25 protein-coding genes and 1 tRNA gene are annotated in these 26,887 nt (G+C 64.2%); 7 read left to right on the forward strand and 19 right to left on the reverse strand.

From position 1 onward, the window contains the following. Nucleotides 1–29: 29 nt before the first annotated feature. The 3 genes from FJ425_RS11135 to obgE form a co-directional block, all read right to left on the reverse strand. Complete coding sequence (locus FJ425_RS11135) at nt 30–1,316, reverse strand: glutamate-5-semialdehyde dehydrogenase (protein ID WP_140723390.1); 1,287 nt, start codon at nt 1,314–1,316, stop codon at nt 30–32. 76 nt (nt 1,317–1,392) lie between these two features. After that, nucleotides 1,393–2,532, reverse strand: a complete 1,140-nt coding sequence (proB, locus tag FJ425_RS11140) for a glutamate 5-kinase (protein WP_140546824.1) — start codon at nt 2,530–2,532, stop codon at nt 1,393–1,395. A gap of 5 nt (nt 2,533–2,537) precedes the next feature. Next, nucleotides 2,538–3,566, reverse strand: a complete 1,029-nt coding sequence (obgE, locus tag FJ425_RS11145; protein ID WP_140723393.1) for a GTPase ObgE — start codon at nt 3,564–3,566, stop codon at nt 2,538–2,540. Nucleotides 3,567–3,708: 142 nt separating this feature from the next. Here obgE and FJ425_RS11150 point away from each other — a divergent pair, with 142 nt between their 5' ends. Then, a complete protein-coding gene (locus tag FJ425_RS11150; protein ID WP_140723396.1) occupies nt 3,709–4,572 on the forward strand; it encodes an endonuclease/exonuclease/phosphatase family protein in 864 nt (287 codons plus the stop codon). Nucleotides 4,573–4,578: 6 nt separating this feature from the next. Here the strand turns inward: FJ425_RS11150 and FJ425_RS11155 are convergent, their stop codons facing one another. The 4 genes from FJ425_RS11155 to FJ425_RS11170 all read right to left on the reverse strand — a co-directional run bounded on the left by FJ425_RS11155 (nt 4,579) and on the right by FJ425_RS11170 (nt 6,930). Next, nucleotides 4,579–5,136 (reverse strand): GNAT family protein, encoded by a 558-nt coding sequence (locus tag FJ425_RS11155; RefSeq protein ID WP_140723399.1) that lies wholly within the window; start codon nt 5,134–5,136, stop codon nt 4,579–4,581. Then, nucleotides 5,121–5,708 carry a GNAT family protein gene (locus tag FJ425_RS11160; protein ID WP_140723403.1) on the reverse strand — a complete coding sequence of 196 codons (588 nt, stop codon included), beginning with the start codon at nt 5,706–5,708 and terminating at the stop codon, nt 5,121–5,123. Before FJ425_RS11160 ends, FJ425_RS11155 begins: the two co-directional genes overlap by 16 nt. Nucleotides 5,709–5,834: 126 nt before the next feature. Next, nucleotides 5,835–6,104: a 50S ribosomal protein L27 gene (gene rpmA / locus FJ425_RS11165; protein WP_006327539.1), complete on the reverse strand. Its 270-nt coding sequence runs from the start codon at nt 6,102–6,104 to the stop codon at nt 5,835–5,837. A 115-nt stretch (nt 6,105–6,219) separates the two neighbouring features. Continuing rightward, complete coding sequence (locus FJ425_RS11170; protein WP_140634285.1) at nt 6,220–6,930, reverse strand: 50S ribosomal protein L21; 711 nt, start codon at nt 6,928–6,930, stop codon at nt 6,220–6,222. A gap of 341 nt (nt 6,931–7,271) precedes the next feature. Here FJ425_RS11170 and FJ425_RS11175 point away from each other — a divergent pair. Both FJ425_RS11175 and FJ425_RS11180 read left to right on the forward strand, forming a co-directional pair. Next, nucleotides 7,272–7,361: transfer RNA gene (locus FJ425_RS11175), tRNA-Ser, on the forward strand. A gap of 255 nt (nt 7,362–7,616) precedes the next feature. Further along, nucleotides 7,617–8,066, forward strand: a complete 450-nt coding sequence (locus tag FJ425_RS11180; protein WP_140546790.1) for a hypothetical protein — start codon at nt 7,617–7,619, stop codon at nt 8,064–8,066. A gap of 18 nt (nt 8,067–8,084) precedes the next feature. Here FJ425_RS11180 and FJ425_RS11185 read toward each other — a convergent pair whose 3' ends face one another. Beyond that, nucleotides 8,085–9,221 carry a hypothetical protein gene (locus FJ425_RS11185; protein WP_140723406.1) on the reverse strand — a complete coding sequence of 379 codons (1,137 nt, stop codon included), beginning with the start codon at nt 9,219–9,221 and terminating at the stop codon, nt 8,085–8,087. Nucleotides 9,222–9,308: 87 nt separating this feature from the next. Between FJ425_RS11185 and FJ425_RS11190 the strand changes: the two genes are divergently transcribed. Next, a complete protein-coding gene (locus FJ425_RS11190) occupies nt 9,309–10,340 on the forward strand; it encodes a DUF1186 domain-containing protein (protein WP_140723409.1) in 1,032 nt (343 codons plus the stop codon). 30 nt (nt 10,341–10,370) lie between these two features. On the opposite strand, the gene recQ is transcribed toward FJ425_RS11190, so the two are convergent. Next, nucleotides 10,371–12,215, reverse strand: coding sequence for a DNA helicase RecQ (gene recQ / locus FJ425_RS11195; RefSeq protein WP_140723412.1), 1,845 nt, complete (start codon nt 12,213–12,215; stop codon nt 10,371–10,373). A 256-nt stretch (nt 12,216–12,471) separates the two neighbouring features. Between recQ and FJ425_RS11200 the strand changes: the two genes are divergently transcribed. Together FJ425_RS11200 and FJ425_RS11205 are read left to right on the forward strand one after the other, a co-directional pair. Further along, nucleotides 12,472–13,098, forward strand: coding sequence for a LysE family translocator (locus tag FJ425_RS11200; protein ID WP_140723415.1), 627 nt, complete (start codon nt 12,472–12,474; stop codon nt 13,096–13,098). A gap of 218 nt (nt 13,099–13,316) precedes the next feature. Then, nucleotides 13,317–14,396: a glycosyltransferase family 9 protein gene (locus FJ425_RS11205; protein WP_140723418.1), complete on the forward strand. Its 1,080-nt coding sequence runs from the start codon at nt 13,317–13,319 to the stop codon at nt 14,394–14,396. Here FJ425_RS11205 and FJ425_RS11210 read toward each other — a convergent pair. From FJ425_RS11210 to uxaC, 8 genes are read right to left on the reverse strand one after another with little or no spacing between them, the layout of a single operon-like run. Beyond that, on the reverse strand, nt 14,393–14,725 hold the full coding sequence (locus tag FJ425_RS11210; RefSeq protein WP_140723421.1) for a cupin domain-containing protein: 333 nt from the start codon (nt 14,723–14,725) through the stop codon (nt 14,393–14,395). The two genes, FJ425_RS11205 and FJ425_RS11210, sit on opposite strands and share 4 nt — an antisense overlap. A gap of 31 nt (nt 14,726–14,756) precedes the next feature. Further along, entirely contained in the window at nt 14,757–15,524 is a 768-nt protein-coding gene (gene kduD, locus FJ425_RS11215; protein ID WP_140723424.1) for a 2-dehydro-3-deoxy-D-gluconate 5-dehydrogenase KduD, read from the reverse strand. Next, nucleotides 15,521–16,366, reverse strand: a complete 846-nt coding sequence (gene kduI, locus FJ425_RS11220) for a 5-dehydro-4-deoxy-D-glucuronate isomerase (protein WP_140723427.1) — start codon at nt 16,364–16,366, stop codon at nt 15,521–15,523. The genes kduD and kduI overlap by 4 nt, the downstream gene beginning before the upstream one ends. A 20-nt stretch (nt 16,367–16,386) precedes the next feature. After that, a complete protein-coding gene (locus tag FJ425_RS11225) occupies nt 16,387–17,160 on the reverse strand; it encodes a FadR/GntR family transcriptional regulator (RefSeq protein WP_140723430.1) in 774 nt (257 codons plus the stop codon). Between the two features lie 11 nt (nt 17,161–17,171). Then, a complete protein-coding gene (locus FJ425_RS11230) occupies nt 17,172–18,452 on the reverse strand; it encodes a TRAP transporter large permease (protein WP_140546130.1) in 1,281 nt (426 codons plus the stop codon). 3 nt (nt 18,453–18,455) lie between these two features. Further along, complete coding sequence (locus FJ425_RS11235; protein ID WP_181175874.1) at nt 18,456–19,046, reverse strand: TRAP transporter small permease; 591 nt, start codon at nt 19,044–19,046, stop codon at nt 18,456–18,458. Beyond that, on the reverse strand, nt 19,043–20,020 hold the full coding sequence (locus FJ425_RS11240; protein WP_140546131.1) for a TRAP transporter substrate-binding protein: 978 nt from the start codon (nt 20,018–20,020) through the stop codon (nt 19,043–19,045). The genes FJ425_RS11235 and FJ425_RS11240 overlap by 4 nt, the downstream gene beginning before the upstream one ends. 36 nt (nt 20,021–20,056) lie before the next feature. Then, nucleotides 20,057–21,460: a glucuronate isomerase gene (uxaC, locus tag FJ425_RS11245; protein ID WP_140634264.1), complete on the reverse strand. Its 1,404-nt coding sequence runs from the start codon at nt 21,458–21,460 to the stop codon at nt 20,057–20,059. 165 nt (nt 21,461–21,625) lie between these two features. On the opposite strand from uxaC, the gene FJ425_RS11250 reads away from it, so the two are divergent. After that, nucleotides 21,626–23,137 (forward strand): mannitol dehydrogenase family protein, encoded by a 1,512-nt coding sequence (locus tag FJ425_RS11250; protein ID WP_140634262.1) that lies wholly within the window; start codon nt 21,626–21,628, stop codon nt 23,135–23,137. Nucleotides 23,138–24,736: 1,599 nt separating this feature from the next. Here the strand turns inward: FJ425_RS11250 and FJ425_RS11270 are convergent. Both FJ425_RS11270 and atpD read right to left on the reverse strand, forming a co-directional pair. Further along, nucleotides 24,737–25,144, reverse strand: coding sequence for a F0F1 ATP synthase subunit epsilon (locus FJ425_RS11270; protein ID WP_140634255.1), 408 nt, complete (start codon nt 25,142–25,144; stop codon nt 24,737–24,739). A 101-nt stretch (nt 25,145–25,245) separates the two neighbouring features. Continuing rightward, a complete protein-coding gene (gene atpD / locus FJ425_RS11275) occupies nt 25,246–26,829 on the reverse strand; it encodes a F0F1 ATP synthase subunit beta (protein ID WP_140634254.1) in 1,584 nt (527 codons plus the stop codon). Nucleotides 26,830–26,887 lie beyond the last annotated feature (58 nt).

Below are 26,887 nucleotides of genomic sequence, written 5' to 3' on the forward strand. Positions count from 1 at the left end.
CAAGCTTCAACCCTTTAAGGCAAACGACTTCAAGGCCTCACCTGCCCAGATCCGCGCACGCGGTATTTGAACGAGGTGAGTTGCTCGACGCCGACCGGTCCGCGCGCGTGCATCTTGCCGGTGGCGATGCCGATCTCGGCGCCCATGCCGAACTCGCCGCCATCGGCGAACTGCGTCGAGGCATTATGCAAGAGGATCGCCGAGTCGATCTCGTTGAAGAAGCGCTCAACCGCAGCCGTATCGTCGGCGACGATCGCCTCGGTGTGGTGCGAGGAAAACGTCTCGATATGCTCGATCGCGCCGGCGACGCCGTCGACCAGCTTCACCGCGATGACGGCGTCGAGATATTCCGTCACCCAGTCGGCATCGGTCGCCGGGCTGGCGTCGGCAAAAGCTGTTATCACTTCGGCATCGGCATGGATCTCGCAGCCGGCGGCGCGCAGCGCCTCCAGGATCGGCACCAGATGCGTGGCGGCCACCGCGCGGTCGACCAGCAAGGTCTCGGCAGCGCCGCACACACCGGTGCGCCGCATCTTGGCGTTGACGGCGATCTTGACCGCCATGTCGAGATCGGCCGAGCGGTCGACATAGAGATGGCAGATGCCTTCCAGATGCGCGAAGACCGGCACGCGCGCCTCGGTCTGCACGCGCCCGACCAGGCTTTTGCCGCCGCGCGGAATAATGACGTCGAGATTGCCGCCGAGACCTTTCAGCATCTCGCCGACGGCGGCGCGGTCGGTGGTCGGCACCAGCTGGATGGCGTCCTGCGGCAGGCCGGCGGCCTTCAGACCCTCGACCATGCAGGCATGGATCGCGGCCGACGAATTGAGCGAGTCCGAACCGCCGCGCAGGATCACCGGATTGCCCGCCTTGAGGCAAAGTGCGCCGGCGTCCGCCGTCACGTTCGGCCTGCTCTCATAGATGACGCCGATGACGCCGAGCGGCGTGCGCACGCGCTCGATATGGAGCCCGTTCGGCCGGTCCCAGGCGGCGATGACATCGCCGACCGGATCCTTGAGCGCGGCGATCTCGCGAATGCCGTCGGCCATGGCCTTGATGCGCGAGGGATTGAGCTTCAGCCGGTCCATGAACGAACCCGACAGGCCGGCCTCCTCGCCATTCGACGTATCGATGGCGTTGGCGTCGAGAATGGCCTGCTCGTTGCGCAGGATGGCTTCGGCCATGGCAACCAGCGCATCGTTCTTGGCCTTGGCGGAAGCGACGGCCAACGGTCGGGCGGCGGCGCGAGCGCGACGGCCGATATCGGCCATCAGCGCCACGGTGTCTTCGCCGGACTTTTCATGCAGCTTCAGCATGGTTCATCCCTCCGCCCATCTCTTTATTCCACGCAACCCGAACGGAAAACCGCTTCACACTTTTCCCGGAATTGCTCTAGTCGTCGGCCAATACTTGGTCGCCGGCAACGCTTACCACAAGGTCGTCGCGATGGATCATCGCCGAACGCGCCTCGTAGCCGAGCACGTTTTCGATCTCGGCCGTCTTCAGGCCAGCGATCCTTACGGCATCGGCGGCATCATAGGCAACCAGCCCGCGCGCGATCTCGCGGCCCTCCGGAGATAGGATCGCCACCGTGTCGCCGCGCGAGAAATTGCCGCTGACCAGCTTGACGCCGGCAGCCAGCAGCGACTTGCCCGACATGAGCGCCCCGACGGCGCCGGCATCGACGGTGAGCCGTCCAGCCGGCTCGAGCTGCCCGGCGATCCAGGTCTTGTAGCCCTTCACCGGATTGGCGCTCGGCTTGAAAAAGGTCGCGCGCTCGCCGCGTTCGATTGCCATCAGCGGCGACAGCCTTGTGCCGGACGTTATGATCATGGCGGTGCCGGCGGCATTGGCGATCTTGCCGGCATCGAGCTTGGTACGCATGCCGCCGCGCGACAACTCGGATGCGGCCGCGCCCGCCATCGCCTCGATATCCGGCGTGATGCGGTCGACCACCGGGATGAACTTCGCTTGCGGGTCCTTGGCCGGCGGCGCCGTGTAGAGCCCGTCAATGTCGGAAAGCAGCACCAACAGATCGGCGCCCATCATCGTCGCCACCCGCGCGGCCAGCCGGTCATTGTCGCCGTAGCGGATTTCCGAGGTCGCCACCGTGTCGTTCTCGTTGATGACCGGCACCGCCTTCATCTTGAGCAGGGTCGAGATCGTCGCGCGCGCGTTGAGGTAGCGGCGACGCTCCTCGGTGTCACCAAGCGTCAAAAGGATCTGGCCCGACTTCAGCCCGTCCTTGCCAAGCGCGTCCGACCAGGCACCGGCAAGCGCGATCTGGCCGACGGCGGCCGCCGCCTGGCTCTCCTCGAGCTTCAGCGCGCGTTTGCCGAGGCCCAGGATAGTGCGCCCGAGCGCGATGGCTCCCGAGGAGACGACAAGCACTTCGGCGCCGGCACCGGCAAGCACCGCGATGTCGTCGGCAAGCGAGGTCAGCCAGTCGCGCTTCAAACCTGTCGCGCGGTCGACGAGCAACGCCGAACCGATCTTCACTGTGATGCGCCGGTATGATTTCAGCGATTTCATCGGTCTTATCGCCAGCGCGTGTCGACAGGAGCCGGAACGGCATCGCGCGCTTCCGCGACCACCGCCATCAGCGCGCGCAGCACGGCCTCGACGCCTTCGCCGGTGACAGCCGAGACCAGCATCGGCGCGCGGCCGGCGGCGCGCTTCAGCGAGGCCGCCTTTTTCTTGCGTGCTTCCGCGTCGAGGATGTCGACCTGGCTGAGCGCGACGATCTCGACCTTGTCGGTCAGCCCATTGCCATAGGCATCGAGCTCGGCGCGAACCGTCTTGTAGGCCTTGCCCGGGTTTTCCTCCTGTGCGGAGACGAGGTGGACCAGTACGCGCGTGCGCTCGACATGGCCGAGGAAGCGGTCGCCGATGCCCACCCCCTCATGCGCCCCTTCGATCAGGCCGGGAATGTCGGCGAGCACGAATTCGCGGCCGTCGATGCGGGCAACGCCGAGGCCGGGATAGAGCGTGGTAAACGGATAATCGGCGATCTTCGGCTTGGCCGCGGTGACGGCGGCAAGGAAGGTCGACTTGCCGGCATTGGGCAGGCCGACAAGGCCGGCGTCGGCGATCAGCTTGAGCCGGAGCCAGATGCTCAGCTCCTCGCCCGGCAGGCCGGGATTGGCGCGCCGCGGCGCCTGGTTAGTCGAGGTCTTGAAATGCTGGTTGCCGAAGCCGCCATTGCCGCCCTTGGCAAGCAGGAAGCGCTGGCCGACGACGGTCAGGTCGCAGATCAGCGTCTCATTGTCCTCGGCAAAGATCTGCGTGCCGGCCGGCACTTTCAGCGTGATGTCGGCGCCCTTGGCCCCTGTCATGTTGCGGCCCATGCCGTGCATGCCGGTCTTGGCCTTGAAATGCTGCTGATAGCGATAGTCGATCAGCGTGTTCAGCCCGTCGACCGCTTCCGCCCACACGTCGCCGCCGCGGCCGCCATCGCCGCCATCGGGCCCGCCGAACTCGATGAATTTTTCACGCCGGAACGACACCGAACCGGCACCGCCGTCGCCGGAACGGATGTAAACCTTGGCTTGGTCGAGGAATTTCATCGTTTCAAGTTTCTGCTATTGCACTTGCGGGATTGCTCTAAACCAAGGCAGGGCCGAGGGCGAGGCCGATTTGCGACTAAAGCGCCGGATGCCCTTTCGGCGCGCACGCGGTAGCACTGGCGGGGACTGAAGGGGCGCGGGAATGAAGATCGTTTCCTACAACATCCAGTACGGCATTGGCCTCGACCGCAAATACGATGTCGGGCGCATCGCCGAGGCCGTGCGCGGCGCCGACGTGATCGCGCTGCAGGAAGTGACCCGCAACAACCCGCGCAACGGCGACCGCGACATGGTGGCCGAGATCAGCGAGGCGCTGCCCGATTATTTTGCCGCCTATGGCAGCAATTTCGAGGTCAATATCGGCTCGCGGCTGGAGAACGGCCGCGCCATCTCGACTTCCTTCCAGCTCGGCAACATGGTGCTGTCGAAGACGCCCATTCATCTGTCGCGCAATCTCCTTTTGCCGCGCAGCCGCAGCCTCGAGGCCATGAACTTCCAGCGCGGCGCGCTCGAGGCGCTGATCGAGACGCCGCTCGGCTTCATCCGCTTCTATTCCACCCATCTCGACCACCGCAGCCCGGTCGAGCGCCAGAGCCAGATCCGCTTCCTGCGCCAGCGCCTCTTGAACTATGCGCTCGAAGGCGGCGGCCTGTCGGGCATTCCCGAGATCGGCCTGCCGGATCTGCCCTACCCGGAAGCCTTCATCGTCATGGGCGACTTCAACATGCTGCCGGGCTCGCCCGAATATGTCGAACTCGCAGGCCGCCCGGACCATGAGTTCGGCATGCCGCTGACAGCCGATCTCGCCGTCGACGTCGCCCAGCGCCTTGCCGTCGCCGACCTCGTGACCTGGGTCGATCCCGACCGTCCCGGCGACAAAAGCCGGTACAAATGCATCGATTACATCTTCACCAGCGCTTCGCTGGCCAGATCGCTGAAGCGTCTATGGTCCGACCGGGACGCCGTCGGCTCCGATCACCTGCCGCTCTGGGCCGAGCTGGGCTGAGCGGGATTATTCATCTGGTTTGATCGCATTTTCACGGTCGATGATCGCCATCATGATCGCATCGCGGTACTCTCCGTCGACGCGGACGGCATCGCGCACCACACCCTCCCTGACAAAGCCCACCTTGTCGTAAAGGGCGATCGCGCGGGCGTTGTCGGCATGTACGGAAAGCTCAACCCGCACCATGCCGGCGCTTCGCGCTCGCGCCAGGGCCGCATTGATGAGCTTCAATCCGAGGCCGCGCCCGCGATAGATGGGTAAAATGCCCATTCCAAGCGTACCGCGATGCGCGTGTGCGGGCATGTCGTGGCGGGTGATGTCGCACCAGCCGACAACCTTCTCGCCAACAACGGCCACGAACCCCGGATCGCCTTTCTCGATACGGCCCTTCGCGAATTGAAGGGTTTGCTCGAACGGCGGCGCCTCCAGCATGGACAGATACCGCCGTTCGCGCGCGACGACGTCCAGCGCGCGATGGAAGCTTTCGATATGCGCCAGCGTCATGGGCACGATCGAAACGGCTGCGTTGTCGTCGTGCCCCTCGCCCACTAGCTGGACCTCCATGACCTCAGGCTCGTCCAGGTCTTCCTGTCTAGCCTGTAGCGCTCGACCGGCACCTGCCCAGCGACGATCGAGTTCAGCATGCCCTGGCCGGCATACTGGAAGCCGCATTTGTGGATGACCCGGCGCGAGGCCGGATTGATCACCCGGGTCGAGGCATGCAGCACCTGGATCGAAGTCCGTTGGAAGGCGAGGTCCACCAGGGCGTGCGCGGCCTCGGTGGCATAGCCGCGCTTCCAGTAAGGCTCGCCGATCCAGTAGCCCAGTTCCAGGCCGCGATCGGTGGTGTTGAGCCCGGCGCAGCCGACGAAGGTGCCGGTATCCTTGAGCGTCAGGGCATAGACGATGCCGGCGCGGCGCGACGCCGCCATGGCGAGGAAGGTGCGGCCCTCGGCCTCGCCGTAGGGATGCGGCATGCGGGCCAGCATTTCGGCGACATGCCGGTTGTCGGCCAGCGTGACGAGTTGCTCGAGATCGCTCTCGCGCGGGGCGCGCATGGCCAGACGCTCGGTGGCCAGCACCGGGCAATCGATCGCGTAACTTTCGTCTTCGGTGTCTTCCGCTTCGGCAACCATTTTAGTCCTCCAGGGCAAGAAAAAATGAAAAAGGAGAGAGGGCAAACCCATCTCTCCTGATCCTTTTCCTGGCCTGGCCAGACACCGGTTCCCGAGATGGGCGCCGGTGTTATGGTGCGGAACCGGCTACTCCGCTGCTTTGGTAATCGGGTTCACCGATACGTAGGTTCGGCCGTTGGCTTTCTTGTTGAAGGTGACTGCGCCGGCTTCGAGCGCAAAAAGGGTGTGGTCCGTGCCCATTCCGACATTGACGCCGGGATGCCACGAGGTGCCGCGTTGGCGGATGATGATGTTGCCCGGGATGACGGCTTCGCCGCCGAACTTCTTCACGCCCAGACGCTTGGAGTGCGAATCGCGACCGTTGCGCGACGAACCGCCAGCTTTCTTGTGTGCCATTTGACTAACTCCGATGCGCCCAAAGGCGCTTGAATGGTCTTATGAACGCGTTCGCGTTCCGTTTCAAGTCCGTACCGGCGACGATCGTCGCCGGGCCATCTTATTTCAACTTGCCTTACTTCTTCGCCAGTTCCTTGGCCTGCTCGCGCCAGTCCTTGATCTGGTCGGCGCTGAACGGCATGTGCTCGTCGATCTTGGCGACATCCTTGTCGGAAAGCTTGGCGAGCTGCGCGAAGGTGACGATGCCCTGCTCGGCGAGGTCCTTCGCCGCGACCGGGCCGATGCCCTTGATCACGGTCAGGTCATCCGGCTCACCCTTCGGCGCCTTGAACAGCGGCGCAGCCTTTGCCTCTTCGCCGGAAGCGGCCTCAGCCTTGGGCTCCTTCTTGGCCTTGGCCTCGTTCGGAGCGGCTTCGGCCTTTGCCTCGGCGGCGACTTCCGCCTTGGCTTCGGGGGCCTTGGCCTCTGCCTTGGCTTCCGGCTTGGCGGCGGCCTTCTTCGACGGCTTGGCGCCGCCCAGCAGGATCTCGGCGATCCTGACGGTGGTCAAAAGCTGGCGGTGGCCGATCTTGCGGCGCGAATTCTGGCGGCGGCGCTTCTTGAAAGCGATGACGGTGCGGTTCTTGCCCTGCTCGACGACTTCCGCCGTGACCAGAGCGCCGTCGACGAACGGCGCGCCGAAGGTGACATTCTCGCCCTCGCCATGCGCGAGCACATTGCCGATCTCGACGATGTCGCCGACCTTGGCTTCGAGTTTCTCGATCTTCAGGAGATCGTTGGCGGCAACGCGATACTGCTTGCCGCCCGTTTTGATGACTGCGAACATTTTTTGCCTTTCGCTGTTCGGTCGGCCTCGATGAACCGCCTCGGGCGGTTCGGCCGTCTTTTTGTCAGTCTGCGGGTTCAAAAAACAAGCGGCGCGGAAGAGCCTCCACGCCGAATGCGGGCTGTCCCTAACCGAAGGTTGCGCCGGAGTCAAGGCAAGCGGCTTGTCCTTGGGAGGCTTGTCCTTGGAGAGGCCGCGAGCGACGTTGCCGGCAAATATCGGCCCGTCCCGTCGCAATCGCTTTTCGCGCAAGCCGGAAATTGGTGGAATAGGGCCTTGTAACCGGAGCGGTCAGCCGTTATCTAGTGCGCCGCGCCGGCAACGGCCGACCATGACCTCGCGGAGAGGTGGCAGAGTGGTCGAATGCACCGCACTCGAAATGCGGCATACTCGCAAGGGTATCGGGGGTTCGAATCCCTCCCTCTCCGCCATCCTGCTTCGCGCTGCGCGCTTCGCAGGACAGGTCCAGCGAATTCTTTTCCGCGCCAAGCAGGATGCCCTCCGAAGCTTTAGCGAAGGAAGGCGGCCTGGGAGCTGTCTGCATTCTTTCACCCGCGCCACGTCGGCCTCGCGAATGAAATTTCGAGCCTTCACGTGACAAAAATCCGACCGTGATCGATAGTAGTATGATCTCGGCGAGTCATTGCGCAGGCCCATTCGACATGCGCTCGGGGCGAAATCCAAGAATGTCCGGTCGCGGCTTCACAACGGGGGACAAGATGATCGCGCGAACAATCGCGGTTGCCCTTGCAATCGCCTTTTCGCTTTCACCGTCGCATGCGCAACCGCAGCATCGTCTGCCAAGCGGTTATAAATGGGGCCGCTGCCTGCTTGTCGTTCATGGTCAGACCCGCATCTCCGGAAGATGCTCCTACCAAATCGAGAAGGGTGGCGATTTCAATATCCAGGGGCCTCGTCAGGTTTTTGCGGGCATCGATTATCCCGACACTCACAGCGGGGCCGGTGAGATGTCGAAGGATTACTGGGCCGTCGTCTACAAGGACGGCGATCTTTGGGCAGGCTATGCGAACGCTGACATTCGCGACACGCACGGCGAGGCAGGCGATTGGGGAGAGCTTCGCCGCGAAGGTGCCTGCTATGTCGGGAAGGATGTCAAGGTGTGCCTTTGGCGTTAGCCGGCTCCCTTGCAAGAACTATCCCAGCGCCACCAGGCGTTCGAGGAAACGCCCCTTCCCGGCATGGCGCTCCCGGATCGACTGAAGCCGGAGACGGAAGTCCTCGGTGCTGCCCTGTTTTTCGGCAAGTGCCAAGAGATCAGAAAGGAGCGCCGCCGCCTTGTCGTAGCCGGCGGGGTTGCGCCGCCCGATCTCGATCTCGACCTCTTCCCAGACATTTTCACCCCGCTGGCGAAGGACCTCGACCCGGATATCGCGGGCCTTCTCAGCCGCTTCCGCTTGCGATCGCCGCTGCGCTTCCGCCAGCTCCGCCTCGGCGCGCTTGCGGGCGAGGCGGATTTCTTCGGCCCGCGCCTGCAGATCCGCCGCTGTGCGCAAAGGGCCAAGCGAGATTGTCGTTTCGGGTTCCAAACGTGCCCGGATCGTGGCCCGCAACTCGGCGGACATATTCGGCTCACCATTGAAAACCCGCATGAGCAGGCTGGTTTTCTCGAAGTCGCTCATCGCCGCGACCAGCCGTCGGGCGATCTCCGGCGCTGCGCCATCGGGACCCGTTGTCGCGCTTCGCTCAGCCGCCGCCTGGATGAGATCGCGACCGATGCCGAAGAACTCGGCAAACGCTTCGAGCGCCTCGGTCAGCGGCCCGATTCCCGGCATCGGTTCGGGTTCCTCGGGTTCAATCGCGTCGGTTTCGACGGCCATCAACCAAAGCAGATAGAAAAGCCGAAGATCGCCCGCGAGCAGGTCGGCCCGCAACGGCGCCAAGGCCGCGAGCCAACCCGAATCCTCACCGTCAGGGTACTCGAACTCCAACTCGTCGCGCGCGATGCTTATAATGATGTTCTCACCAGCGACCCTGAGCATGACGTCGTCGGTCGCTCCAAGGAAGGCGTCCACGCGATCCCGATCGACCAGCCGAGCCGGCAGCTTGATCATCAGGCGGCGGGAACCCCAATTGGCCCAATAAAGATGAAGATCGAACCAGCGCTCCATGAGCTCGTCCGGATCGCCCTTGAAATCCCCCCACTCGTAGAAATTGGCGAAGCTTGTGGCGGTGATCCGCGCCCGCGATGACAGGTCGCGAAGCGCCTGGCGATCCGCGCTGCCAAGGGGACGGTCGACTGCCTGGAATTCATAGTATTGGTATTCGCTCATCGTCGCTCTCAGGATTGACACAAGTGTGCGGCTGGGGGATCGATAGCATACCGCTGGGCCGGGGCTCTATCGACGCGACTGGACGCGATGAAAAAAGAAGATCTGGAAAAACTGCTCTCCAACGACAGCGGCGACTTCGAGTTGTATCCGATAGACCGCTATCTCCAGGCCGTGGCGACCGAACGGCAGGTGCCAAATCTCGCAATCGTGGTCTGCACGATCAGGATAGAAGAATCAGCGCCTGCGCTGCGCGCCGTCCTTGAACGCGCCGCCAACGGACAGCCTTTGTCGGACGATGAAGAGATGCTGCTCTTCAGAGGCGTGTATATCCTCGGCGGCGCCCGCGACACCCAGGCATGCCAAGCTTTGCTGCGTCTGCTGCGCCGCCCTGGGAAGGAGGCCGACTGGCTGCTTGGCGACGCCATAACCGAAACCTTGTCGCGCATCATCGTGGGCGTGTTCGACGGCGACGCCGACGCGCTGTTCGGCGTCATTGCCGACCGCTCCGGCGACGAATTCATCCGCGACGCGGCATTTGGCGCGGTGACCTTCTTGACCTGGGAAGGTCGCATCGAGCGCGACCGGACAAGGGATTTCGTGGAACGGTTCTACAGGGAGAGGCTGGCCGACGACTGGGATTACGCGTGGATCGGCTGGCTGCAAGCCATCGCGATGCTTGCCCTGCGAGACCTCGTTCCGCTTGCCTACAGCGCCTGGGATGAGGGCCGTATCCCGGAAGATGTGCTTGAGCGCAGTGATTTCGAAAGCGACCTGCGGGAAGCCGAGCAGCAACCCGGCGACATCGACCGGTTCGATCGCGCCAGTCTGAGTTACATCGAAGATGTCCTTGTGGCACTGGATTGGACCCGCGGCCTTGACGACGACGACGACTTCGGGCTCGTCGACGACGACTTCGAGTTCAGCGACGATGATTTCGAGTTCGGCGACGACGATTTCGATCTTGACGAGGACGAGGATGGGCAAGCCTCATGGCTGGACCGGGCCTTGACCAGCGTCACTCCAGCCACCAACCCCTGGCGCGACGTCGGGCGCAACGATCCGTGCCCTTGCGGAAGCGGCAAGAAATTCAAGAAATGCTGCTTGGCAATCGTGGAATGACTGGGTGACGCGTCAAGGAAAGCCCGTTCCTCAGCTCGACCCGCTCGCCTCATGCGCCGCGATCGCGCTCAGGAAGATCTCCCCGAACTCCTTGAGCTTCGCCCCTCCCACGCCGTTCACTTCGGCGAAGTCGTCGAGGTCGCGCGGACGGCGCTCGGCCATGTCGATCAGGGTGCGGTCGGAAAACACCACATAAGCCGGCACCTGGCGTTCCTTGGCGAGCCGCAGCCGCAGCGTCTTGAGCGCGGCCAGCAAGGAAGTGTCCACGCCCTCGCCGCCCATGGCGGAACCCTGCGCGGCCCGCTTCCTGCCGCGCGCCAGACGGTCCCGGCCTTCGACACGATACTCGAACGCAACCTCGCCGCGGCCGAGCGCGCGGCCGCTTTCCGAGATGGTGAGGCCGCCATGGCCGTCGGGATCCGGCACCAGGAAGCCGCCGGCGACAAGTTGCCGGATGAGCGACAGCCAGACCGGCTTCCTGTGCATGATGCCGGTCCTGAAGCTAGCGAGCTGCTGATGGCCTCTGGCCAGCACCTTTTCGGTCTCATGGCCGAGCAGGATGTCGATGACATGGGCTGCGCCGAAGCGCTCGCCGCTCTGCGCGACGGCCGCGAGGATAATCCGCGCCTCCGCCCCGCCATCGGCGCGCGGCGCCTGGTCGAGGCAGTTGTCGCAATTGCCGCAGGCTTGCGCCTCCTCGCCGAAATAGCCGAGCAGCACCTGGCGCCGGCACTGCGCCGTCTCGCAATAGCCGATCAGCGTGTCGAGCCGCCGATGCGCCCGTCTTTTGTGCTCGGGCGAGGTATCCTCGTCGTCGATGAACATCCGGCGCGTGCGGATGTCGCCGGCGCCGTAGAGCATGTGCGCTTCCGCCGCCCGGCCGTCGCGGCCGGCGCGGCCGATCTCCTGGTAATACGCCTCCAGGCTGCCGGGCAGGTCGGTGTGGAAGACATAGGCGACGTCGGGCTTGTCGATGCCCATGCCGAAGGCGATGGTCGCCACCATGACGACGCCCGAAAGGCTCATGAAGGTGTTTTGGTTCGCCTCCCGCGCCTCCTTGCTCATGCCGGCATGGTAGGCGAGCGCGCGCACGCCGTTCTTCTCCAGGAAAGCCGCCATTTCCTCCGTCTTGCGGCGCGACAGGCAATAGATGATGCCGCTCTTGCCCTGGTGACGCTCGACGAAGCGCAACAGCTGGCGCTTGCTATCCTGCTTGGGCTCTATCGCCAGCTTGATATTGGGCCGGTCGAAGCCCAGCACCAGGGTTTCGGCGCGCCCGGCAAACAGCCGCGCTTCGATGTCGGCGCGCGTGGCCTCGTCAGCCGTCGCCGTCAGCGCGATGATGGGCACCTGCGGAAACACGCCGCGCAACTGCGACAGGTCTTCATATTCGCGCCGGAAGGCCGGTCCCCATTGCGAGATGCAATGCGCCTCGTCGATGGCGATCAGGCCGACATCGAGCCGGGACAGGGCTTCGAGCATCCGCTCCGTCATCAGCCGCTCCGGCGCCATGTAGAGCAGCCGCGTCTGTCCGGACGCCACGCGGCGCCAGGCAGCGACATTGGCGTCGCGGTCCAGTGAGGAATTGATGGTGTCGGCGGCCACGCCGGCAAGGCGCAAGGCGGCGACCTGGTCCTGCATCAGCGCCACCAGCGGCGACACCACGATGGTGAGCCCGCCCTTGACCAGCGCCGGAACCTGATAGCAGAGCGACTTGCCGGCGCCTGTCGGCATCACCGCCAGCACGTGGCGTCCGGAGAGCAACGCCTCGATCACGGTCGCTTGCCCGGGGCGAAAATCGTCGAAGCCGAACACGTCTTTCAGGACGCGCCGCTTGTGATCCTCGGCCGGCAGGCCTGCTGCCTGTGCCGGCATCAGGCAGACACCGGACAGGAGGTCGTTTTCGGGTTTATCTGAAGACCAGCCAAGTGATTCACCGCGTGATGGCTTGGAGTAGCGCAGCGCTCATCCGGCCACAACCGCGCTTCGCGGGAAACCTGCCGCCTCACGCCGATGCCGTCATCGAAAAGTCATCGCTGGCCCATCGGCTGGAGAGTTCCCCCGACGCATTCTCCGATGCTATGATTTTGAGCCGACCGCTGCCGGCGGCCGCCGCAAAAGGAACCTTGGCATGATCGATCCCGCGACGCTCGTCACCTACATCGCGGTCGTGTTCGGCTTCGTCTTCATCCCGGGGCCGGCGACGCTGCTCACGGTCGCGCGGGCGACGAGTTCGGGCACGAAGGTCGGCATCGCCACCGGCGCCGGCGTCGCCGCCGGCGATGTGATCCACACCATCATGGCCATCGTCGGCATCTCGGCCGTCATCGCCGCTTCGGCGATGCTGTTCAGCGTCGTCAAATATATCGGCGCGGCCTATCTCGTTTATCTCGGCATCCGCGCCATTCTCGAAAAGGCGCCGGCAGACCTGGCGGCCAGGACGCTCCCCATTTCCGCGGGCCGGGCCTTCCGGCAGGCGATCCTGACCGAAGTGCTCAATCCGAAGACCGCGCTGTTCTTCCTGGCCTTCCTGCCGCAATTCGTGCACCCGCAAGGCGGTTTCGTGGTGCTGCAGCTGATGCTGCTGGGCATCATCTTTGTTCTGCTCGGGCTCTTCAGCACGGTCGTCTTCGCCGTCAGCGCGGGCGGCCTGGGTTCCTTGCTGCGCCGCAATCCGGCGGTGTTGAAATGGCAGGGCAAGGTGGTCGGCGGCATCTATTGCGCGCTCGGCATACGCCTGGCGCTGCAGCAGCGCTGAAACGCTTCACCCGGCGGCGCCGGTCCAGGCAGGCATGTCATAGCCGAATTCGCGACAGAAGGCCCGCATGGCCGGCGTCGGCGGGGTGACGAGATCGGGCTTTCTTTATAAAAGAAACCAAACATATTCTGGCAGAACTCAGCCGGGGGCTTGCTGATATTATTCTTCCGCAGTCGTCCCGCTTCTCCGACACCAGCAATGGAATCCGTCTCTCCGCCATGGATTCGTCCGCGCCCGCGCTCATCTTCTATGCCCGCAACGACGCGCTTGGCGACGGCTTGCTGCGGATTCCGGCCCTGCGGGCGGCGAGGACGGCGTTTCCGCAAAGCCATATCGTCTACGGCGCCATGCGCGGCTCATCGCTCTCTCATGTGTTGCGCAAGCATGTCGCGCATCTCGTCGATGACTTCAGGACAAAGACGCCGCTTTCCGCCATCCTCGCCGAATTCGCGCCGCGCGGCCGCAAGACCATCGTCGTCGATCTGCGCACCGGCGTGCCGGGCCTCATCCTCACAGCTCTGCAACTTGCAGGCCGTGGCATCCGCTATGAAGCGAACTTTGCCGGCCATCTTCTGTCGCTGCGCTGGGGCACGCGGTTAACGCTGCGGCCGGAGCACAATGCCTGGCGCTACCACCGGCTGGTCGAGCGTCTGGCGGGGCGGCACCTGCCTTTCGACCACAGGCTCGATGTGCCGGACGCCGCGCGGGGTTTGGCGCGCCAGCTGCGCGGCGGTTGCGGCCGGCCGCTCGTCCTGCTTGGCGGCAATGCCCAGGGCAGGAAATGCATGAGCGAAGATCAGGTGGTGGCCGTCGCCGGCAATCTCATCGACGCCGGCTACCGGGTGCTGTATCTGGCGACCCCCGGCGGCGGACCGACGCCACCGGCGCTCCTCGCAAGGGAAGGCCGCCTCCAGGTGGCCGGTCCGGAACTGGTGCCGGACATTGCAAGCTTCGACGATCTCCTGCTTGCGCTGGGCGAGATGGCGGTCGCCTATATCGGCATGGAGGGCGGACTGGCGCATCTTTTGGCCACCGTCATGACGCCGGCGGTGATCGTCAACAACGGCGCCGATATGGAGCGCTGGCGCCCCCTTTCAAACGCGGTCGAAGTCGTCACGGCGCCAAGGCGAGGCCGTTCGGCCAATGTCGCCGACGCGCAGGTCGAGGCCATACTCGATGCCGCGCATCGCCTGCTCGCGGCAGGCCGCCGCGATCACATGGCGATCGCAGCGGTTCCGGAAAGGCGTGAAACCGCTCCGGTGCAATCGGCGTTCGATAGAACTGCCGACCTGTCCTAGCCGAGGAAATCGGCCCGGTAAGGCGCAAAACTGTCGACCAGCCGCCCGGCCTCCAGCGCCTTGACACCATGCACGAGATTGGACGGCACGATGAAGCTGCTGCCTGTTTCGAGGATCTCCGATCGGCCGTCGACAGTGACCTCGAAGCGCCCCTCGGCGACATAGCTTGCCTGGACATGCGGATGCGAGTGCAGCGCGCCGACGCCGCCCTTGTCGAAGGCGAACTCGACCATCATCAATTCATCGGTATGCACCAGCACGCGCCGCCTGTTGCCGTCCGGCGTCGGCTCCCAGGCTTTTTCGCCCGGATGGGAAAAGATATCGGTCATCGCTCAGCTTCCGTTCGAAATTGGCAGAAGGTCACCGCGCCAGCCAGCCGCCATCGACCGGCACCACCGCGCCATGCATATAGTCCGACGCCCGCGCCAGCAGGAACACGGCCGCGTCGCCTATATCGTCGGGCCGGCCCCAGCGCGCTGCCGGAATGCGCCTGAGGATGGCGGCGCTGCGGTCCGGGTCGGCGCGCAAGGCTTCGGTGTTGTTGGTCTCGACATAGCCCGGCGCGATGCCGTTGACGTTGATGCCTTTCGCCGCCCATTCGCAAGCGAGCAGCCTTGTGAGGCCGAGCACGCCGTGCTTCGAGGCCGTATAGGAAGCGACGCGAATGCCGCCCTGGAAACTCAGCACCGAGGCGATATTGACGATCTTGCCGCGCCGTCCGGGCTCGGCCAGCACGCGCCTGGCAAAGCTCTGGCACAGGCGAAAGACCGTCTTCAAATTGACGTCCATCACCTCGTCCCAGTCGGCTTCGCTCAGGTCGACCGCATCGGCGCGCCGGATGACGCCGGCATTGTTGACGAGGCCGTCGAGCGGGCCGCTCTCGCTCCAGACCCGGTCGAGCATGGCGGCCGCCTCGGTCGGATCTCCAAGATCGGTCCTTACCGCTTCGAAGCTGCCGCCCGCGGCCGCGACTTTCCCGGCGGTGTCATCCATCGCCGAACGGCCGACGCCGACGACAAGGCCGCCGGCGCGCGCGATCGACACGGCGATGCCTTGGCCGATGCCGGTGTTGGCGCCGGTGACCAGGATGCGCTTGCCCGTGAGGCTGAAGGCGGAAAGATCGCTCACCGCAATTGATCCATCGCCACCTGGTCGACGTCGGTATAGTCGACATTGTCGCCGGCCATCGCCCAGATGAAGGCGTAGTTGGATGTGCCGGCGCCCGAATGGATCGACCAGCCCGGCGACAGCACCGCCTCCTCGCTGCGCATGACGATGTGGCGCGTCTCGTCCGGTTCGCCCATGAAGTGGAAGACGCGCTGCCCTTTCGGCAGATCGAAATAGAGATAGGCTTCCATCCGCCGGTCATGCACGTGGCAGGGCATGGTGTTCCACACCGAGCCTGGCGCGAGTTGCGTGATGCCGACGACGAGCTGGCAGGTCTTGACGCCGTCGGCGTGGATGAACTGGAAGATCGAGCGTTCGTTGCTGGTCGCCTGGCTGCCGAGGTCGAGCCGCCTGGCGTCGCCGATGCGGATCAACTGGCTGGGATAGGGCCGATGCGCCGGTGCGCTAAGCAGGTAGAATTTTGCCGGCTTGTCGGGCTCCGCCGAGGCGAACGACACCTGCTCGGTGCCCATGCCGAGATAGACCATGTCGCGCGCCGCCAATTCGTAAGGCAGGCCGTCGGCCGTGACGGTGCCGGCGCCGCCGATGTTGACGGCGATCAGTTCGCGGCGGTCGAGGAAAGCCTTGGTTCCGGTCGGCTTGATCGCCTCGAGCGGCAGGATCTTGTCGATAGGCATGGCGCCGCCGACGATCATGCGGTCGTAATGCGTGTAGGTCAGGCTGACGAGGCCCGGCTGAAAAAGCCCCTCGACGTGGAAATGGTGGCGCAGCTCGTCTGTTCCCATGGCCGCGGCGGTGATGGGATCGATGGCGAAGCGCGAGGAAAATTGTGTCTGGTCCATTTCTAAGCCTTGTCTGATGGTCACTCGGTCGATGCGGCTTTCAGCGAATTGGCATAATAGGCCTGTCTGGCCTGCAGCCGCTCGCGGTAGCGCTGCTGGCTGCGGGTCAGATGCGTGCGCATCGCCTCGCGCGCGGCCTCGGCATCGCCCGCCGAGATCGCATTGAGAATGACGAGATGCTCGCGCTGCAGGCCGCGCTGGTACTCGTCCGACTGGACGAGCTCTGTCGACCAGGGCGAGGTCACGTCGCAGGGAATGGCGCGGCGTCCCAGCACATCGAGCATCTCGACATAGAACGGGTTGTTGGTGGCGCTGGCGATCGCGCGGTGGAAGGCGAGGTCGGCCGGGCCGGTCGGCTGGCTGGCGAGCAGCAGCCGCTCGAACTCGAAGAAGGCCTCCTGGATCGCGGCCTCCTGGGCGGCGTTGCGGCGGATGGCGGCCAGGCCCGCCGATTCGATCTCGATCGCGAGGCGGACCTCGAGCACGTTGAGCGCGACCGAATCCTTGGCTCCCATGTCGGCGGCCAGAACGCCGAAGCTCGTTGAGATGTGCTCGCTGACGAAGACGCCGGCGCCTTGCCGTGCTTCGACCAGGCCATCGGCGGCAAGCTTGGCCAGCGCCTCGCGGATGACCGTGCGGCTGACGCCGAAGGTCTCCGTCAGCTGGCCTTCGGTCGGCAGCTTCTGTCCGGGCGGAATCTCGCCTGCCAAGAGCTGCTTGCGGATCGCCGCGACCACGGTCTCCGACAGTTTCGGCTTGCGTTCGACCCTGAGGTCGGCAACTGTTTGGGACACGTGGTGCCCTCCTAGTGAAACAGGCTCGGCAGCCACAATGAGATTTCCGGTATGTAGGTGACAAGCATCAGCACCATGAAGGCCGCTCCATAGAACGGCCAGATCGAGCGCATTGCCGTCCAGATGGGAATGCGGCCGATGGCGCAACTGACGAACAGCACCGCGCCCACCGGCGGCGTGCAGAGGCCGATGCCGAGATTGAGGATCAGGATGACGCCGAAATGCACGGGATCGACGCCATAGGCCATGACCACCGGCAGGAAGATCGGCGTGGTGATGATGATGAGCGGCGACATGTCCATGAATGTGCCGAGGATGAGCAGGACGACATTGATCAGGAGCAGTATGACCAGCTTGTTGTCGGACACGGACTGCAAGAACGCGACAAGCGCTGCCGGAACCCGGAGATAGGCCAGCAGCCAGCCGAAGGCCGCGGCGCAGCCGATAATCATCAGCACCATCGCTGTCGTGCGCACCGCCGCGGTGGTCGCGGTGACAAAATCGTTCCAGCTCATCGAGCGGTAGATGATCAACGTCACCAGGAAAGCATAGACGATGGCAATGCAGGAGCTTTCGGTGGCGGTGAAGATGCCGGAGCGGACGCCGCCAAAGATGATGCCGATCAGGATCAGCCCGGGAATGGCGGCGACAAGCAGCTGCAAGGCCCGGCCGAAACCGGCAAACGGTTCCGTCGGATAGCCGCGCCGGCTTGCCACCACATAGGCGGTGACCATCAGCGACAGGGCCAGCAACAGCCCCGGCAGAACGCCGGCGGTGAACAGATCCGCGATCGAGATGCGGCCGCCGGCCGAGATCGAATAGATGATCATGTTGTGCGACGGCGGGATCAGCAGCGCAATGATGGCGCCGACGGAGGTGATGTTGACGGCATAGTCGACGCCGTAGCCGCGCGCCTTCATCTGCGGGATCATCAGCCCGCCGACCGCTGAGGCATCGGCCACCGCCGAACCGGAAATACCGCCGAACATGGTCGACGCGGCAATGTTGACTTGGCCCAGGCCGCCGCGCAGGTGGCCGACCAGAGACCCGGCCAATGCCACCAGGCGGGCGGCGATGCCGCCGCGAACCATAAGGTCGCCGGCGAAGATGAAGAACGGAATGGCCATCAGCGAAAAGACGCTGACGCCGGAATTGAGCCGCTGGAACACAACGACCGGTGGCAGGCCGATCGTGAGGATCGTCGCGAAGCTGGCGACGCCGAGGCAGAACGCGATCGGCGTGCCGATAACCAGCAGGAAGACGAAAGTGCCGAAAAGCACGATCAGCGCCATGGTTCAGAGCTCCTCGCCGGTCGCGTAGATGTCGGCATCGACCGGCAGCCCGGCAAAGCGTCCCGCCAGCCGCTCGAGTGAAAACAGGCAGACCAGCCCGCCTCCCAGGATGACCGGCAGGAAGCTGACGCCGCCGGGCAAGGTGAGCGATGGCATCACCGTGTTCCAGGTCAGCCTGGCCAGCTGCACGCCATAGACGATCATGCCGGCGCCGAAGGCCAGCACGACGAGATCGGAAATGCTGCGCAGCACCGCCTTGGCCGAGGCAGGCAAGACATAGAGCAGCACGTCGAAGCCGAGATGCGTGCGCTCGCGCACGCCGACGGCGGCGCCCAGGAAGATGAACCAGCCCATCAGCAGCACGGATGAGGACTCGGTCCAGCTCGGCGAGCGGTTCAGCACGTAGCGCGAGAAAACCTGCCAGAAGATGATGACGGTCATCAGCGTCAGCCCGGTGCCGCTGACCCATAAGGCCAACCGCGCAAGCCCGGAAAGGGCCCGTTCCACCCGCAGCCAGAAGCCTTTCGGACCCGACCGGCTGGATGGCAGCACAGAAGCCTCCGTGCCGCCGGGCCCGTTGCCCATCCCGGTCATTTCGTCGCCTGGATACGGGCGGCGAGGTCCTTGAGCTCGGGCGTCGACAGATATTTGTCGTAGACCGGCTTCATGGCGTCGATCAGCGGCTGCTTGTCGATCTCGCTGATCTTGACGCCGGCCTTCTCGACGATGTCGCGCGACTTCTTCTCCTGCGCGTCCCACAGCTCGCGCATCTTGACGACGCTGTCCTTGGCCGCCTGGCGCACGATCGCCTGGTCTTCCGGCGCCAGCTTGTCCCAGCTTGCCTTCGACATCACCAGCACCTCCGGCACGATCTGGTGCTGATCCAGCGTGTAGTGCTTGGCGACCTCGTAATGCTTGGCGGATTCGAAGCTCGGCCAGTTGTTCTCGGCGCCGTCGATGACGCCGGTCTGCAGCGCCGAATAGACCTCGCCATAGGCCATCGGCGTGGCGTTGGCGCCGAGCGCGTTCACCATGTCGACGAACACGTCCGACTGGATGACGCGGAACTTCATGCCCTTCATGTCTGCCATCGAGGCGATGTCCTTCTTGGTGTTGTAGAAGGAGCGCGCGCCGGAATCGTAGAAGGCGAGTCCGACAAGGTCATGCGCCTCGAACGCCTTCAGGATCTGGTCGCCGATCGGCCCGTCCATGACATGCCGCATATGCTCGACCGAGCGGAAGATGTAGGGCAACGACGGCACAGCGGTTTCCGGCACGATGCCGTTGAACGGCCCCATGGAGACGCGATCGAGGTCGATGACGCCGGCCTGGGTCTGCTCGATCGTATCCTTTTCCTCGCCGAGCTGCGCCGAATGATAGACCTCGATCGAATAGCGCCCGTTGGTGCGCTGCTTGATCAGCTCGCCCATATATTTGACCGCCTCGACTGTCGGATAGCCGTCCGGATGGGTGTCCGAAGAGCGCAGGACGGTTTCGGCCTGCGCGGCGCCGATCATCAAGGACCCGATGGCGAATGTCGCCGCCAGCAATCTCGAAATACGCAACATGTCTTTCCTCCCTTCAAAAATCACGAATACCTTGGTTCAGAGTCGGTACGCTTTCTTGGCAAGCGAGTAGGCAAGCTCCCGCGCCAGCTCATGCGCCTCCTCCTCCCGGAGGCGATGCTCGGCGACCAGCCGCGCCAGAAAGGCGCAGTCGACACGCCGCGCGACGTCGTGACGCGCCGGGATCGACGGGAAGGCGCGCGTGTCGTCATTGAAGCCGACGGTGTTGTAGAAGCCCGCCGTCTCCGTGGTCATCTCGCGGAAGCGGCGCATGCCTTCCGGGCTGTCGTGGAACCACCAGGCCGGCCCGAGCTTGAGCGCCGGATAGACGCCGGCGAGCGGCGCCAGCTCGCGCGCATAGCTCGTCTCGTCGAGCGTGAACAGGATGATCGTGAGGTCGCGCTCCAGCCCGACGCAGTCGAGCAGCGGCTTCAGCGCCGACACATAATCGGTCCGCGTCGGGATATCGAAGCCCTTGTCGCGGCCGAATTTCTGGAAAACGGAAGGCGAATGATTGCGCCATGATCCAGGATGGATCTGCATCGCCAGGCCGTCGTCGCGGCTCATCTTGGCCATCTCGGTCAGCATCTGGGCCCGGAACAGTTTTCGCTCGCGCTCATCCTCGGAGCCGCGCCGGATGCGGTTGAACAACTCCTGCGCCGCCGCGTCGGAGAGATTGGCGGTCTCTGCCGTCGGATGGCCGTGATCGGACGAGGTCGCGCCGAACTCCTTGAAATAGGCGCGCCGCTTTCGATGCGCATCGAGATATCCGGACCACGTGCCGGTATCGCATCCGGTGATCTCGCCGAGCCTATCCAGATTGGCCGCGAAGCCCCCGAAATCGGGATCGACCACGGCGTCCGGCCGATACGCGGTGACAACGCGGCCCTTCCAGCCGCTGTCGCGGATCGTCCGGTGCCATTGGAGGTCGTCGAGCGCGCCTTCGGTCGTCGCGATCACCTCGATGTTGAAGCGTTCGAACAGCGCGCGCGGCCGATAGTCGTCGCGTTGCAGCAGCGCGGCGATCGTGTCGTAGATGCGGTCGGCGCTGGCTGCGGTGAGCGGCTCCCCGATGCCGAACAGATGCTCGAACGCATGGTCGAGCCACAGCCGCGTCGGCGTGCCGCGGAAGAGATAATAATGCTCGGCGAAGCGTCGCCAGATGGCCCGGCCGTCGGTTTCGACGGGTGCGCCGTCGAGCGTCGGGACGCCGAGTTCCTCAAGCCGCACGCCCTGGCTGAACAGCATGCGGAAAATGTAATGGTCCGGCACGATCAAGAGCTGCGCCGGGTCGGAAAACGCTTCGTTAAGCGCGTACCAGCGCGGGTCGGTGTGGCCGTGCGGACTGACGATCGGCAGGTCCTTCACACCCGCGTAGAGGGCGCGCGCCAATGATCGCGTTTCCGGCGCGAACAACAGGTCCGGATCGGTCAATGCGGCCACGCAGCTCCTCCCAGGCTTCGCTATTGGTAGATCGGCCGGAGATAATGTCAACATACAAATATTATGCAGTTGTATGATGACTTTCGAATGGAACCCGGCCATTGTGCACGGCGACAGCGGGTGTTAGGTCGCTGCCGTCGTTTTCCGATCGGAGACCCAGCTTCCATGAACGGCCGCCTGTCCAACGCCACCCTTGCGGAGCTGCCGGCCGAAGTTCTGGTGCCTCGCTACGACCGCAAGTCCGTCGCGCCCGGCATCGTCCATCTTGGCGTCGGGGCCTTTCACCGTGCCCACCAGGCCGTCTATGTCGATGCCTGTCTGGCGGATGGCGAGAGCGATTGGGGCATCATCGGCGTCTCGCTGCGCAGCCCTGACACGCGCGATGCGCTCAAGCCGCAGGACGGGCTCTACACGCTGGCAATCAGGGACAGCGCCGGCGAACAGTTGCAGGTCATCGGCTCGATTCAGTCCTTGCTCGTCGCTCCGGAGGACCCTGGCGCGGTGCTCGCCGCGCTCACCGATCCGCGCACCCGCATCGTCACGCTCACCATCACCGAAAAGGCCTATCTCAGGGCAGCCGACGGCACGCTCGACACTGCGCACCTCGATATCGTGCACGACCTCGCCAACCCCGGATCGCCGAAGACGGCGCATGGGTTTCTCGCCGAGTCGCTCGCGCGCAGACGCGCGGCGGGCACGCCCCCTTTCACCGTGCTCTGCTGCGACAACCTGCCGGCCAACGGCGCGACGCTGCATCGGTTGTTGGTCGAGTTCGCGAAATTGCGCGATGCCCAGACAGGCTCCGGCGACCGGCCGTTGGCAGGCCATATCGCCGATGAAGTGGCCTTCCCGTCCTCCATGGTCGATCGCATCGTGCCGGCGACCACTGACGCCGATCGCGCCCGCATCGCTGGCGAGCTCGGCATTGATGATGCGTGGCCGGTGATGACCGAGCCGTTCCGCCAATGGGTGATCGAGGACCGCTTTCCCGCCGGGCGGCCGGCCTGGGAGAAATTCGGCGTCACCATGGTCGAGGACGTCGGCCCCTTCGAGGACATGAAGCTGCGGCTGCTCAACGGCGCGCATTCGGGCATCGCCTATCTCGGCCTGCTCAGCGGCCACGCCACCGTCGACCGCGCCTTTGCCGATCCGGCGATCCGGCAGTTCGTCGATAGGCTCTGGGCCGAGGCCATTCCAACCCTGCCGCAGGATGCCGGGCTCGACACAAGCGCCTACACGGCCGAGCTCGCCGCTCGCTTTTCCAACACCGCGCTTGCCCACCGCACTGCGCAGATCGCCAATGACGGCAGCCAGAAGCTGCCGCAACGCATCGTCGCCTCCGCCCTCGCCCGGCTGGAGGCCGGCTCGCTGCCGGAACATCTGTCGCTGGTTGTCGCCGCCTGGATCGCCGCCTGCGCCGCGCGCGGTAGCAGCTTGCCTGAGGGCCATTTCACCGACCCGCTCGATGCTGCCCTCGGCGAGCTGTTCGGCCGCAATCTGCCGACGGCGACAATGGCCGAGGCCGTGTTCGACCTCGCCGGCTTCGCCAAAGGCCACCCGGAACGGCGGAAATTGATCGAATTTGTCGCCACGCACCTCGTCCATTTCAAGCAGGGCGGCCCGCAACTGGCTCTCGCCGCGCTCGGCATTAATGGCAAGAGCAGAAAGGCCGATTAGGTCTAGTGGCCCTGCACAGGGACTTTGACCGGTCGGCTCTGTTTGCGTTGGCAGGCGGCATGCCTTGGAGATTGGCCGAAACGCCCATCGCGATCGTCATTCCAGGGCGGAGCAGGAGCGAAGCTCCGTCGCGAAGACCCTGGAATCCATGCCGTTACCTTCGCCAAGGCGTGCAACGGAGCAGAATTCTGCACCGCTGCAACGCCTACAGGTAACGGAATGGATTCTATGGTCTGCGCGCGTCGCTTCGCTCCTTGCTCCGCCATAGAATGACGAGCTTGGGGCGGCTTCAACCAATCTCCGGCGTTTGCGCTTATTTCACGCAAATGAACGGAAATCTTGCACCAAGACAAACGCCAACCTTTCAAAATCCCTGTGTCGGGAAACTAGCGGCTCGACGGCGGCTTACCGGCCGACCCGTTCACGACCTGGCGCGAAGCATAATCGAGACCTCTCGAGTTCCAGAACAGCCGAGCGGCCCCCAATGGGCCATGCTTTGCTATTCAAACCAGCATTGTGGGAACGGCACCTCGATCAGTACATGAGTGACCTTGACGGCCCACGCAATCCTAGATCCGCTGCGTTGTAGGTCCGGCATTTTTCGCGGCAAGGAGACAATCTGTGGCGCATGAACTTTCACCAAGAAGATATCCTGAAATGAGCGGCAAGATTGCTCTTGTGACGGGCGGCAGCACAGGAATTGGTCTGGCGACAGCCCAAGCCTTTGCTCATGAGGGGGCGACCGTCATCATCGCTAGCCGCAATGAAAAGCGCGAAGCAGGCTCTAACAACGCTCTCGGACGATGGCCGTGGAAGATGGACGCAGTGCGATGTGACGGACGGTCGCGATGTCGATAGGCTTATATCTTCAATACTGAAAGAACACGGACAGATCGACTACGCCTCTTTAACAATGCTGGCAGCGGAGGAAAAATGTCTCCAATCGCGAGCATGAGCGAAGATGCATGGGGTAAGACGATCAACGGTTATCTTACGTCCGTTTTTCTCTGCATGCGCTATCAGTTGCCCGCCGTGCTCAAAGCCGGGCGCGGTGTCATCGTCAATAATTCGTCGGTCGAAGGACTGCGAGGTTATCCGCTTCCGGAGGGGCGGCATATGCCGCTGCCAAGCACGGAGTGTTGGGCTTAACGCGAAGCGCGGCACTTGAACATGCCAAGGACGGCGTTCGTATTACAGCGATTTGCCCTGGCTGGATCGGCACACCGCCTGTCGACAATTTCATAAAAAAGAACGGGAAAATTGGCGCTTAGATCACGGCGCAAGAGCCGATCGGTCGGCTTTGAACGCCTGCTGAAGTCGCAGGCGGCGTTCTCTGGCTTTGCTCGGATGCGGCATCCTTCATGCTCGGAAGTCCGCTAATTCTCGATGGCGGTTATATGGCGTAGTATCGCAGAAATCCTAACTTCCGCGACAAAAACGGGATTGCTGATTTTCTGGGAAGTTCCGTCGCAAAAATCAGGTGCAAAAGCCAGATTTTCGCGGCAGGAAGTATTCCACATTTAGGTTAGGGGGCTGGGGCAAGGCCCCGCTTTCAAAATTGTCGCCCGATGCGGATCGGTCTGTCTTCCGAGACGGACTTCAGGCCGGCAGCAGCGCGCCTTCCAACGTGGTGAGCTGGCTGAGGAACTGCTCAGCCTTGCTGCGGCTCTCGTCGTCCTTGGCGTCGGCCGCGTCTTCTTTGGCCTCCTGGATGCGGCGAGCCAGATCGGCGCGATCGATGTCGTTCACATGCGTCGCCGATTCGGCAAGAAGCGTGCAGCCGGAAGGCAGGATGTCGGCGAAACCGCCGAACACGACGAAGCGCTCTTCCTTGCCGCCCGCGGTCTTTATCGTAACGACGCCGGGCTTGATGGTCGTCATGACCGGCGCGTGCTGCGCCATCACCGTCATCTCGCCTTCGGCGCCCGGGATGACGACGGACTCGACCTGCTCGGAAACGAGCAGCTTTTCCGGCGAGACCAGTTCGAACTTGAAAGCTTCAGCCATGTTCAATTTTAGCGAGTAGGGAATAGCGAGTAGCGAGTAGTGAAGAAACTCGCCAAACCCTTTGCTCCCTATTCGCTACTCCCTATTCGCTATTCGCTTTCTTATGCCGCTTCAGCCGCCAGGCGCTGCGCCTTCTCGACCGCTTCGTCGATGCCGCCGACCATGTAGAAGGCGGCTTCCGGCAGGTGGTCGTAGTCGCCGGCGCAAAGGCCCTTGAAGCCCTTGATGGTGTCGGCGAGGTCGACCAGCTTGCCCGGAGATCCGGTGAACACTTCGGCCACGAAGAACGGCTGCGACAGGAAGCGCTCGATCTTGCGGGCGCGGGCAACCGTCTGCTTGTCCTCTTCCGAAAGCTCGTCCATGCCAAGGATCGCGATGATGTCCTGCAGCGACTTGTAGCGCTGCAGGATCGACTGCACCTGGCGGGCGACCTGGTAGTGCTCCTCGCCGACGACCATCGGGTCGAGCATGCGCGAGGTGGAATCCAGCGGATCAACGGCCGGATAGATGCCCTTTTCCGAGATCGCCCGGTTGAGCACGGTCGTGGCGTCGAGGTGGGCGAAGGACGTCGCCGGCGCCGGGTCGGTCAAGTCGTCGGCCGGAACGTAGATCGCCTGCACCGAGGTGATCGAGCCCTTGGTTGTGGTCGTGATGCGTTCCTGCAGCGCGCCCATGTCGGTGGCCAGCGTCGGCTGGTAACCCACGGCGGAAGGAATGCGGCCGAGCAGCGCCGACACTTCCGAGCCAGCCTGCGTGAAGCGGAAGATGTTGTCGACGAAGAACAGCACGTCCTGCCCCTGGTCGCGGAAATATTCGGCGACGGTGAGGCCGGTCAGGCCGACGCGGGCGCGCGCGCCCGGCGGTTCGTTCATCTGGCCGTAGACGAGCGCGGCCTTGGATCCGGCACCGCCGCCCTTCTTGTTGACGCCCGATTCGATGAACTCGTGATAGAGGTCGTTGCCTTCGCGGGTGCGCTCGCCGACGCCGGCGAACACCGAGAAGCCGCCATGCGCCTTGGCGACGTTGTTGATCAGCTCCTGGATCAGCACGGTCTTGCCGACGCCGGCGCCGCCGAACAGGCCGATCTTGCCGCCGCGGGCATAAGGCGCCAGGAGGTCGAGAACCTTGATGCCGGTGACCAGGATCTGCGCTTCCGTCGACTGATCGACATAGGCCGGGGCGGGCTGGTGGATGGCGCGCATTTCGACGCCGTCGACCGGGCCTTCCTCGTCGACCGGCTCGCCGATGACGTTGATGATGCGGCCGAGCATGCCGGGACCGACCGGAACCGAGATCGGCGCGCCGGTGTCATAGACCTGCTGGCCGCGAACGAGACCTTCGGTCGAGTCCATGGCGATGCAGCGCACGGTGTTCTCACCGAGATGCTGGGCCACCTCGAGCACCAGGCGGTTGCCGACATTGTCGGTCTCCAGCGCGTTCAGAATGGCCGGCAGGTGATCCTCGAACTGCACGTCGACGACAGCGCCGATGACCTGGCGGACCTTGCCGGCGGCGCCGACCCGCTTCGTCGATACGCTTGCCGCCTTGGCCGGAGCCGCAGCCTTGGCCGGAGCGGCCGCCTTCTTCGCCGGAGCGGCGGCCTTCGCGGCTGCTGCCGGGGCCTTCGCCGCCTTGGGGGCCGGTGCCGCCTTGGCGGCGGTCTTCGGGGTAGCTGCTTTCGCCATCGTCTTTGCCCTTTTCGTCTATCCGTTGTTCACGCCGCCCGCCGGTATCCCGCGCGGC

This window comes from Mesorhizobium sp. B2-7-2, from assembly GCF_006440775.1.
GTDB lineage: Bacteria > Pseudomonadota > Alphaproteobacteria > Rhizobiales > Rhizobiaceae > Mesorhizobium.